Source organism: Candidatus Cryosericum odellii, assembly GCF_003570935.1.
GTDB lineage: Bacteria > Caldisericota > Caldisericia > Cryosericales > Cryosericaceae > Cryosericum > Cryosericum odellii.
Genome location: NZ_QXIU01000147.1, coordinates 1 through 10,060 on the forward strand (window position 1 = coordinate 1; position 10,060 = coordinate 10,060).

The window sequence follows — 10,060 nt, forward strand, 5'->3', positions numbered from 1 at the left end:
AAGCTTCCCGGCCTCCATCCACGACTTCAGGTCAGCATCGCGATTGAGTGCGGCAGTGTCTCCATCACGGGACCATATCAGTACGCCCTGAGCATCGACGACTTCGTAGAAGTCGGTGCCCCACGTGTTGACACGGTGTGTTACCTGCTCAGGATGTTCAGCGAAGTAGGCGATCGTGTATCCCGTGTGCGGGCCGATTTGAACCTGGCTGACTACTGCACGAACCCCCGGCAGTGCCAGCAGGCGCGGCACCACATACGGGACCTCGGGGCCGGGTCGGACTTCGAACGGCGTCTTCTCAACAGAGTCTCCCACCTGAAGCGCTCCTGCAAGGCCGACGAAATCCGCTGGCAACTGCTGCAGCGGTCGCAATGGCTGGTTGTAGTTCCACCACAGCCCGTCCACCCCGACAATATCGATGGCATACTCCAGGAGGTCACCGCTCAGGGGACTCCTCGACAGTGTGACGATAGGCAGGGCAGCCAGATACTGTTCCCGCAGGCCGCCGATCTCTTCTCCGAGGGCGTTCAGTTCCTGCAGGACNNCACCTCCTATCGAACCGGCGGAACGTAGTAGGCCGAACCGACTCCCTTGCCTGCACCGACCGTTATGATGGGTTTCCCTCCGACTCCATGGCCTTGAACGATCTTCTCGAAGATCTTGTATTCGTCCGGCGTTTGTGGGACCCAGTTCATGTGCGCTCCGTGGGTAACTGGCACTCCATTATCCTGGCACCATTGAACGAACGCCTTTTCTTCAGTAGCCGTCACTGGCGCCCCTCCTGTTTTGGTCAGACTCCACAGGTCAAGGTCTGTGACGACCGGCTTGCCCGACGCGGTGTCGACAAGGGCACCCCCCTTCGTCACGGTGAGTTTCCCTTTGTTGATGAGATCGTTCACTTTCTCCCCGGTGAATTCCGCCTTCCTGAGAGCGACGCGGTCCTCGATCTCCTTGATCATCTGTGCCTGCCGATCACCCGGGATCCCAGGGTTGCCCTTGATGCCTTCAATAAGGTTCTTGGCTGCTGCCTCGTCAGGTTCGAAGTGGCCGATCGTTCCTTGCGGCCCTTTGCCGCCAATCAACTCATCGATGAGACCATCCATGCTCTTGTTCTTAATATCGGGCATCTTGGGTACTCCATCCTTCACAAAGCCCGAGATGGTCCCCTGCGGGCGTACCCCAACGTCAAGACCGAATTTCTCCGCTCCGTTCTGGATCGTCGCCAGCTGCTTGGGGTTGATCCCTGTCGAAGGAATCGCGCTCGTCACCGGTGTCAGCGTTCCACCTTTCAGTTTAGCGGCGTCGTCCGCAATCGCTTGTGCGGCCTTGCTTTCTTCCGACGCGAATGCCTTGATGATGCCGTTGATAAGGGATTCGGCTGCTGCTTTCACTTCCCCCTTCCCCAGTTGCTCAGCGGTGACCGCCAGGATCTCCTTTCCTGCCACGGCTGCTGCCCCCGCCTGACCGACGGTAGCAATAGTCACACCGATCTTCGCGGTCCCGATGAGAACGTTGCCGAACCGCTCGAGTACGGGTACATTGGGGTCCCAGGATTTCACCCAGTTGTCCCAACCACCCGAGTCCTTGACGGCTTCCCACATCTTCTTGGGATCCGTCAGGGTCGTATAGATGCCATTGGCGACACCCGAGATGATCTTGCCCCCAACATCTACGGCAACGGAAGCACCAGTCTTCACTTCCTTCCATGTTCCGCTGGCTGTATCCCAGATAAGTTGAGGATTGTTCCATGCATCTTCAGCCGCAGTCGCAACATCCTTCGCGAAGTTCTTGAGTGGTGTCGTGACGATGCTGGGGTCGTTGTAGACCGACTTCGCGCCTTCGTAGATGGAGGTGGCTCCCTTTACCACCACATCTTTGGCTCCTGTGGCAACGTTTGAAACGGCGTCCCCGATTTGAACCGCCTCCTTTTCCCAGTTCTTCCACGCACCGGCCAGCAGTCCTCCCCAGGTATTGGCCTCGGCTGCCTCGGCCTGTGCCTTGGCTATGTCCTCGGCAGTCTTCTGCGCCCGTGCGGCCCGTTGTTCAGGCGTCGAGGGAACACTATCTGGTGCAACGTTCATGCCCGGAGGAGGGGGTATGTCCGGCAATCCGAGCTTCGTTGGATCAATGCCGTGTTTCTTCATGTATCCATAGGCCGCTCCAAGGTTCGTCGCCAGAAGGCCTGCCAGGAGCGCCGCCTCAGCGGGCGGGATCCCCAGTTTTTTGGTCATCGGCCAGCCCGCGTTCCTGGTAAGACCCTGGATGGTGCGACCGCTCTCTGCCCATCCGCCATCATCAGCAAGGACCGGTGTCAGGGCGATGAGGACAGTGCATGCGAGAGCAAGCAACAGTAGAAACGCCCCGGTAGTCCTCGTCGCCTTGCGCCGCCGCAGCATCGTCCCCCCTATGGCAAGCAGCACGACGACAAGAGTTCCCCAGAAGGTAAATTGCGCCCAGCGCGCCGGCGTCCGCCGCAGGGCGGAGGCCGCAAACCCAAGTGCCAAGCCCGGGAACAACAAAAACGCATAGTCTGACTCGGCGCCGTAGGGAGCCAGCCGCACCTTGAGAAAGCGCCGCAGGTCCGACAGCAGCAGCCGCAGCACCATGTGCTCGAAGCTCATGTCGAGTGCCATCGTTACCAGGAAGAATCCGGCTGCGTATGCCCAGGCCGACATGTAGTTGCGCATGCTCGAACCAATGATGACTGCGACGATCCCGCCCAGCAGGAATGGGATGAGCGCCTTTGCTCTCAGGTGGCGGAATGCCCGGACCAGCCACGACGGCGATAGTACGACACCTTTCGCCGACGCAACGGGCGACGAGAACAGCCTGCCAAAGAAGGAAGCGACAAAATAGGAGGCAACCGCCCAGAACGCCACACCTCCACGGGGATACTCCAACGTATCGAGCATCCAGTAAAAGATCGGTTTTGTTGGGTACAACATGGTATTGTTGGGTCCGACCAGCAACCATGTATGAAGGAACCACGTTGCAGCCGCTGTCACTATGCTCGAGACGATCGTGCTGGGGAGGTTTTCCAGCCAGCTCTTCACCATCAGGATCGCCAATTGCCACAGGGTCTGTGGCGCGGGTTTCTGTTTTGGCGGCGGCCGACGACTGCTCCGTCCACCCTCGGCGGATGTCGTCTGACTGGTCTCCATTTCTGTGTGTTCTTGCACAGATTGGCCGGCTGCGGTGGCTGGAATCCATGTCTGTCCATTCCATGTCAACCACCCCCCGGTTGCGGGATCGATCTGCCACCAAACGCCGTCAGGCGTCATGAACCGCAACTTCGCCAGTTCCTGTTGATAGCGCTCCGGCGTGACGGCACCACTCGCGAGCTGTTGCTGCAGCGCTATGTACGATTGACTCACTTCATTGAAGTCCACGGCAGCCTCCCATTGTCCTCGACCCTGCGTCTGTCAACGGATGCACGGTTGGGCACGGTCGTCCTCTCCAGTATGCAAAATCGGATTGAACCATGCAAGACCTTACGGCATGACCGAACGCACGACACCGTTCGCCCTGGTAACCTCATACCAGCCGAACGTCGCCGTGTGTCCACCCAGTTCGTCCTGAACGAGCTCATAGGCATGCACTGTATATATGGTCGCGTCTTCCGAATCAACGTCGATGACAATCCGGTTGGCCGGGCTCCTGGTTTGCACCAGTTTGATCCAGGCCATCACATCGGGAAGAGCTGTCACACGCGCGATCGCATCGTCCTTTGATGTGACAGGGCCGGAAAGCAACGATGGGGGGCGGCACCCCCCGATGCCAAGAAGCAACATGAGAACAACGACTATCCCGGCAATCTTTCGTGCGTGTATCATGATGTTCCTTCTTCGATGTTCAGCAGCGTCTGCCTGTTGATGATGGTGAGCCCGTCCCGAGTTGCACACCAAAGATTGCCATTGCTGTCTTCCACCATCGACTTCACTTCGTCATTGGACAGTCCGTCCATTGTCGTCAGTACCCTGAATCCTTGACGCGTCTGAATGGCCATGCCCTGGTATTCCGATCCGACGATCAGGATACCATCCCCGGTTACATAGATCGAACGAGCCTTGCCACCTGCCAGTCCTCCGGCTTTGCCCAGCGTCCGCCGCGGTTGCCAGGTATCACCCTTGCGTTCAAACTGAACTGCGCCTCCATCGTCCAGGAAGCCTGTTCCGACCCAGACGGTGCCGTCAGGTGCCTCCAGCAGCGAGACGACATCGTTGTGCGGCAGGCCGCCAGCCGTGGAGAATGTTTGCCACCCGGATGCATTGCGTATTGCCAACCCACCGGCAGGCGCAATGTATGAACCAAACCACAGACTGCCGCTCTTGTCCTCCAGCATGACACGCACCATGTCATCTGCGAGACCATCCCGTTTGCCCAGCACTGTCCACCCACCCGCGGTACGCATCGCCGCGCCGCTCCATGTCCCTGCCCACAGGTCTCCAGCCCGCGTGACGAGAACACAGTTGACACGATTGTCGGGCAAGCCTTCCTTTGTCGTGAACCAGGTCGCCTGTCCATCTTTCCAGCGCACCAGCCCACGTTCGCAAGCAAACCACAAGGCTCCCTCGTGATCAACCGCAATGCCCCTCACATAGGTCATCGGACGCCCGGCATCGACGATTGCGGTCACCGTACGGGTCTGCGTGTCGACGGCACACACGCCGTCTACTCCGCCACACCAGAGCGTATTGCCGTCCAGAAGCAGCGCAAATACGTCTCCCGGCGGACGAAGGGTGTCGATGCCCTGCACAGGGAGTGACGGTGCCGGCAGGGCGGCATCCTGTGGAAGCGAACACCCTGTCATCAGACAGCCCAGTATCACAAGGGCGACGATGACGATCCTTTTCATGCCGATCCCTGAGCCGTGAGGCGACCATTCTCGAGATGCATCTGCCGTCCCCCCACCGTACGTGCCTCGCTCTCGTCGTGCGTCACGTAGACAAGAGCCGTATCGTGAGAAAGGACTATCTCGCACACGAGCTGCAGTAGCTCGGATCTGAGATCGGTGTCCAGGCTTGTGAGCGGTTCGTCCATGAGAAGGTGCCGTGGGTGTGGGGCGATCGCCCTTGCCAGCGCAACGCGGCGCTGTTCGCCTCCCGAAAGCTGTTGAGGCAAGCGCTGGGAAAGTTCCGCCACCTTGCAGGCATCGAGAGCTTCGGTCATGCGCCGCCGGGCTTCGGGGCGCGGAAGGTCAGCCAGGCCATACAGGAGGTTTTGCGCCACTGTCATGTGGGGCCACAACGCCCCAGCCTGGAAGACAAACCCGATATCACGGTGTGACGGCACCATGCGAATGCTCCTGGCGGCGCTGGCTAATTCGCCGTTGACTCGTATGCTCCCTTCCGATGGCGCGACCAGTCCTGCCAGCAATCGCAGCAGGGTCGTCTTCCCTGCCCCGGACCGGCCCATCACGACGATGCGTTCGCCGTCAGACACCTTCAGTTCCAGGTCTGACAGGATCGTCCTGCCTCCGAGAGAGAAAGCCACTCCGGTGCATTCGATCATGCCGACCTCCACGCGCTGCGCCAGGACAGGAAGCCTGGTATGGTCAGCAACAGGACAACTGCGAAGAGCGCCAAGCACAGCGCTGATACCGTTCCGGAAGCACCATAGTGCAGGTAGTTGTAGATTGTGATCGCCAGAGGTTGCTGCCCAGGGGGCATCACCATCAGCGTCCCTCCCACCTCGCCGACCACAAGCAGGGCGACAAGCAGGAGGGCGGCGGTGAGCACAGGCAGGAGCATCGGCAGCCACACTCGAAGCGCCCAGTCCCCGCGCCTTCGCTCAAACACGCGTCCAGCTTCCATCACATCCACATCGGCCCGTGCCAACCGTGCTCCGATCATCAGACAGGCGAACGGCGCGAACCTGAACGCCATGAGAAGTGCAGGCGCCACTTGAGCCGTCCATGCGCTGTGCACGATGCCATTGGCAAGCAGGGCCCCGGTGCCTGCAACGGGACCGGGCAGTGCCAGCGGTATGAGGATGAGGGCACACAATGACTGCCCCAGCCGGCTACGGTTGCTAACGAGAGGACCTACAAGAATCGCCAAAATCATGCTGAGAGTACACGCGAAAAAGACCAGCCGTACGCTGACCCAGGCGGACGGCGCGGCATCGACCACTGCAATCCACGTTGCACCGTGCAGTCCGCTCATCAGGGAAACGCAGAGACCTGCAACATCCAGCGAAAGCAGGCACACTGCACACACACACAAACCCCGCGTCCAGCGCGACGGACGCCACACGGAATGCGTCACTCCTTCCATGGTTGCAGGCGCGGAGACGGCAGCGGAAATGCTTCGAATGGCAGGTATGAGCGCCGCCAGACACACCAGAACTTGTGGAACGGCCAACAACGTAACGTCCGAGATCCGACCCGTAGCGCTGAAGCGTGCGTACAGCTCCAGAGCATAGGTATTGACAGAGAACAGGGAGGGAATGGAGAGGTCACCCATGCACAGCACAAACACGAGCAGGGTTCCTGACAGCAGCACCGGACCTCCAAGTGGCAGGACAACCCGCCACAGGGCACGGTCCTGGGATCCCCTCATGAGCGCCGCATCCACGAGCTGTGGGTCGATCATCGACCAGGCGGCCAGGGCTACCCCGGTCGCCAATGGCAGGTATACCATTGCCTGCACCCACAGCGCTGCTCCGAACCCCTGAAACGCCGGCAGTCTGATGCCCGTCACGGCGACCACCCGGCGAAGCCACTCGGCCGCGCGCATCCAGGCCAGCGCGTGGACATAGGGCGGGATGACCATGGGAACGAACAGCGCTGTTCTCAGCCAACCCATCCTGCCCGAGGCCGGCGGCAAAGCGAGCGACGCTGCAGTCCCTGCGACCAGACACAGGACGGCTGTTGCCCCTGCAAGGGCACAACTGCGTGCCAGCAACACCAGTGCCCGTTCCGAGGGGATGGCCAGGCGCGCCAGCGAAGGGTTGACCAGGAGAGATCGTATAGCATCCATGCCAAGTGCCACCAGAGGCAGACCGAACACGGCGAGGGCGGCCACGGTCCCTGAGAGGCGCCACCACCGGTTGCTCGTCGCCATCGCTACTGTCCGAAGATTGACGTAAGGTCGGCTTTTGCAGTCGCCATCGATACCTGGATAGAACCCGGGTCCACGTCCATCCCCTTAATGGACGTTCCCGTCAGGGGGGCGATCCCTCCTTCCTGGCGTGTCGACAACTGGCAATATCCCTCCTGCATGAGCGTGGTTTCGACCCCTTCGCTCAGAAGATACTGAGCCAGACTGTCGGCCTCCTGTAGGTGAGGACCTCCGCGAATCACCGCGACGCTCGAAGGAATGACCAGGGTCCCCATCCCTTCCTGGTCCGGAACGACTACGGAGACGGGGTCTCCCCTTTTGACCGCCACAAGAGCATCGTCCGAGTCCGTGATCCCCCACGTCAACACTCCCTGCGCAACAAGGTCCCTGACCGTTGCATTGCCGTCGACAATTCGCACGCCGGAGGCACTCACCTGCTGGAAAAAGGAACGCGCCCGAGCTGCCCCAAGTACCGCGTACAGTGCTGCCACATGCGCTGCTGTCGTGCCGAACAGAGGCATGGCCATGCCGACACTGCCACGGGGATATGCGGAGGAGGCCAAGTCCATGACCGACGACGGGGTCGGCCCCTTGAGGACGTTCGTATTAACAAGCAGGACGCGAAAGCGAGCAGCGTGACCGGCCCACAACCCATCCGGGTCACGGTACCTGGCAAGGATTCCCTGACCGGCGTCGCCGGGAAGCCGCCGCAGGATGTTGTTCTGCTCCAGCATCGACATCTGTGTCGTTTCGTTGTTCCAGAACACGTCACATACCGGGTGTGCCTGCTCGGCGATAAGACGGTTGACGAGCCCAGTGGTCTTGGCAGCCTCGGTATCATAGACTGTAAGAACGTGAATGCCAGTCCGGCCCTCGAAGGCTTTGAACACGGGGTCCGCATACTCCTGATCGACGGACGTGTAGCACACAATCACTCTCGTCGTCGCGCCACACCCAGCGAAGAGAACCACTACCAAAACAATTATGACCCCAACGACCAGTGCACGGGTTCGCATATGGATCATTGGATACTTTCTCCTGTCAGGAGTGGCGGAACAGACTGACCAACGCAACCAAGAACCCAACCAGAACCACCACCATCGCTACCACCGACACCCACGCTCCTGACGATAGAAACGCAGCGATTCCGCTGGACCCACCGGCGGATATCGCCACGAAAACTGCCCACAGAAGCATCGCGTCGACGGCCGATACGGCCAGACTCGCCACGAAGGCAAGTGCGACGCTGAGCCCCCCGCGGGCGAACAACATGAGAAAGCCGCATACAATGATGGACAGGTCAACACCAATGTTCGACGCGGTCAGCCCCCCTTCCAGCACCAGGGCATGCATTGCCAGCATGATGATTCCAGCGATCAGAGTCAGTGCTCCACCACCAAGGCGTTTCCGGGACGGCGCTCGCTGTGCTGTCATCGCCTTCTGCTGTGATCCAGCACGATAGACGCCGGCAGCGGGAGGAGGAACACTGTATGTCCCTTGTGGAACTGTACCAGATCCACCGTATGGGGAAGTCTGTGGGGAGGAAGGTGTACCATACGGTCCTGCTGACGGCGTCTGCTGAGGAACAGGCGGCGAGGGAGGAACGGGTCGCTCGACTTCGCCAGGCACTGGCGTCTGCACGACCGTGACTTCCGCCCCACAATGTGGACAGTGTTTCGCCCCTGATGGCAACGTCTCACCGCACTGAGTACAGAACTTCGCAGTTTCCATGCTTACACCCCCATAGAATAAAGTGTAGCAGCTCTAACAGCCGCCTGGACCTGCCTGAAATAACCCTTACTGGCGCCAGTATACGGAACACCTCTCTTGCTGCAAGAGCGCCACATCGACTCATCCAAAATATAGGTGAACTGGCTTCTTCCTGACCAGATCTTCCTCCCCCGAGGATGTTGTCTCAATGCAAGGGATGCTGTCGTATCCGAGGGGTGGGCAACGGGTTTCAAGGACGACTGCGACGTCTGCTGGAACGCTTACTTGACACGGCGGGGCACAAGGTCATGATGAAACGATCGGCCCGGGTGCAACCCGGACGCATGGACCATCGTCTCGTCCAATGAAAGATATGTTGTGTTGTGCCAGAAAGGACCAGGATGAACAGCGACCTCTTATATCAGGGCTCGGATCTCATGCTTGACCGTTTGCCTCTCGCCACGATCGCGAGAGAATATGGCACACCCGTCTACGTCTACTCGGCCTCCTCAATCCGCGGACAGGTCACACGTCTGATGCAGAGTCTGGGCACGATTGGATCACTCCGCTACGCGGTCAAGGCCAATGCAAACCCTGCTCTCCTTGCACTCATTTTCAACATGGGCCTTGGGGCCGACACGGTAAGCCGCGGAGAAATCCAGGAGGCTCTGGATGCCGGCTGTCCTGCAGACCGCATCGTGTTCTCCGGTGTCGGAAAGACACAGGAAGAACTGACATTTGCGCTGGACCACGGCATCTTCATCAACACCGAAAGCGAGGAGGAGTTGACTGCAATTGCGCGCCTGCGAACGGGCGTCCATGTCGGCATCCGTATTAATCCCGGCGTCGATGCACACACCCATCGGTACGTCACCACTGGGACGGAGGAGAGCAAGTTCGGCATCCCGATCGATGCCGCCCCTGACGCGTTCCGGCTGGCCATGGACGCAGGGCTCGTTCCTGACACCATTTCCTGCCATATCGGCAGTCAGATCACGAGCCTCGAGCCCTATCGCAAGTCTCTGGCACGCCTCCTGGAACTGCATGACTCCCTGATGGGCGACGGCATTTCTGTGAGCACTCTGGATATGGGAGGAGGATTCGGCATCAACTATGCGGAAGGCGCCGACTTCGCCGTGGAGGACCTGCAGGCCCTGCTGCGCCGAGATGTTCCCCAAGGCATGAAGCTATGGTTCGAACCAGGCAGGTACATTGTGGGGCACGCAGGCACGCTGGTGACACGTGTCCTATATCGTAAACGCTATGCCAGGACTTTTGTGGTCGTGGAC

10 protein-coding genes and 1 pseudogene are annotated in these 10,060 nt (G+C 59.9%); 2 read left to right on the plus strand and 9 right to left on the minus strand.

Annotated features, from left to right (window positions below; genetic code table 11):
• The 8 genes from SMC5_RS10445 to SMC5_RS11280 all read right to left on the minus strand — a co-directional run.
• Nucleotides 1–405: hypothetical protein (locus SMC5_RS10445; RefSeq protein ID WP_133299175.1), on the minus strand; the 405-nt coding region annotated here is incomplete at its 3' end.
• Nucleotides 406–551: 146 nt separating this feature from the next.
• Nucleotides 552–3,389 carry a hypothetical protein gene (locus SMC5_RS06105; protein ID WP_119087727.1) on the minus strand — a complete coding sequence of 946 codons (2,838 nt, stop codon included), beginning with the start codon at nt 3,387–3,389 and terminating at the stop codon, nt 552–554.
• A 102-nt stretch (nt 3,390–3,491) separates the two neighbouring features.
• Nucleotides 3,492–3,833 (minus strand): hypothetical protein, encoded by a 342-nt coding sequence (locus tag SMC5_RS06110; protein ID WP_119087728.1) that lies wholly within the window; start codon nt 3,831–3,833, stop codon nt 3,492–3,494.
• Nucleotides 3,830–4,855: a ligand-binding sensor domain-containing protein gene (locus SMC5_RS06115; RefSeq protein ID WP_119120004.1), complete on the minus strand. Its 1,026-nt coding sequence runs from the start codon at nt 4,853–4,855 to the stop codon at nt 3,830–3,832. The genes SMC5_RS06110 and SMC5_RS06115 overlap by 4 nt, the downstream gene beginning before the upstream one ends.
• A complete protein-coding gene (locus tag SMC5_RS06120) occupies nt 4,852–5,511 on the minus strand; it encodes an ABC transporter ATP-binding protein (protein ID WP_119087730.1) in 660 nt (219 codons plus the stop codon). The genes SMC5_RS06115 and SMC5_RS06120 overlap by 4 nt, the downstream gene beginning before the upstream one ends.
• Complete coding sequence (locus tag SMC5_RS06125; RefSeq protein ID WP_119089913.1) at nt 5,508–7,064, minus strand: ABC transporter permease; 1,557 nt, start codon at nt 7,062–7,064, stop codon at nt 5,508–5,510. The genes SMC5_RS06120 and SMC5_RS06125 overlap by 4 nt, the downstream gene beginning before the upstream one ends.
• A gap of 2 nt (nt 7,065–7,066) precedes the next feature.
• The gene (locus tag SMC5_RS06130) at nt 7,067–8,086 is read right to left on the minus strand and encodes an extracellular solute-binding protein (protein WP_119087733.1); all 1,020 of its coding nucleotides are present in this window, start codon (nt 8,084–8,086) and stop codon (nt 7,067–7,069) included.
• Nucleotides 8,087–8,102: 16 nt separating this feature from the next.
• Entirely contained in the window at nt 8,103–8,495 is a 393-nt protein-coding gene (locus tag SMC5_RS11280) for a hypothetical protein (RefSeq protein ID WP_243621716.1), read from the minus strand.
• A 56-nt stretch (nt 8,496–8,551) separates the two neighbouring features.
• On the opposite strand from SMC5_RS11280, the gene SMC5_RS11285 reads away from it, so the two are divergent.
• Nucleotides 8,552–8,710, plus strand: a complete 159-nt coding sequence (locus tag SMC5_RS11285; protein ID WP_243621719.1) for a hypothetical protein — start codon at nt 8,552–8,554, stop codon at nt 8,708–8,710.
• Between the two features lie 4 nt (nt 8,711–8,714).
• Here the strand turns inward: SMC5_RS11285 and SMC5_RS11680 are convergent.
• Nucleotides 8,715–8,792: pseudogene (locus SMC5_RS11680) on the minus strand (zinc-ribbon domain-containing protein); the annotation flags it as partial.
• 380 nt (nt 8,793–9,172) lie between these two features.
• Between SMC5_RS11680 and SMC5_RS06140 the strand changes: the two are divergent.
• Nucleotides 9,173–10,060, plus strand: an 888-nt coding sequence (locus SMC5_RS06140) for a diaminopimelate decarboxylase (protein ID WP_133299176.1), incomplete at its 3' end; no start/stop codon positions are given.

Excerpts from the sequence above, each read along its gene's own strand:
- SMC5_RS06115 (WP_119120004.1), bottom strand. The coding sequence starts at position 4,855 with ATGAAAAGGATCGTCATCGTCGCCCTTGTGATACTGGGCTGTCTGATG.
- SMC5_RS06130 (WP_119087733.1), bottom strand. The coding sequence starts at position 8,086 with ATGATCCATATGCGAACCCGTGCACTGGTCGTTGGGGTCATAATTGTT.
- SMC5_RS11285 (WP_243621719.1), top strand. The coding sequence starts at position 8,552 with ATGTCCCTTGTGGAACTGTACCAGATCCACCGTATGGGGAAGTCTGTG.
- SMC5_RS06125 (WP_119089913.1), bottom strand. The coding sequence starts at position 7,064 with ATGGCGACGAGCAACCGGTGGTGGCGCCTCTCAGGGACCGTGGCCGCC.
- SMC5_RS06110 (WP_119087728.1), bottom strand. The coding sequence starts at position 3,833 with ATGATACACGCACGAAAGATTGCCGGGATAGTCGTTGTTCTCATGTTG.
- SMC5_RS11280 (WP_243621716.1), bottom strand. The coding sequence starts at position 8,495 with ATGACAGCACAGCGAGCGCCGTCCCGGAAACGCCTTGGTGGTGGAGCA.
- SMC5_RS06120 (WP_119087730.1), bottom strand. The coding sequence starts at position 5,511 with ATGATCGAATGCACCGGAGTGGCTTTCTCTCTCGGAGGCAGGACGATC.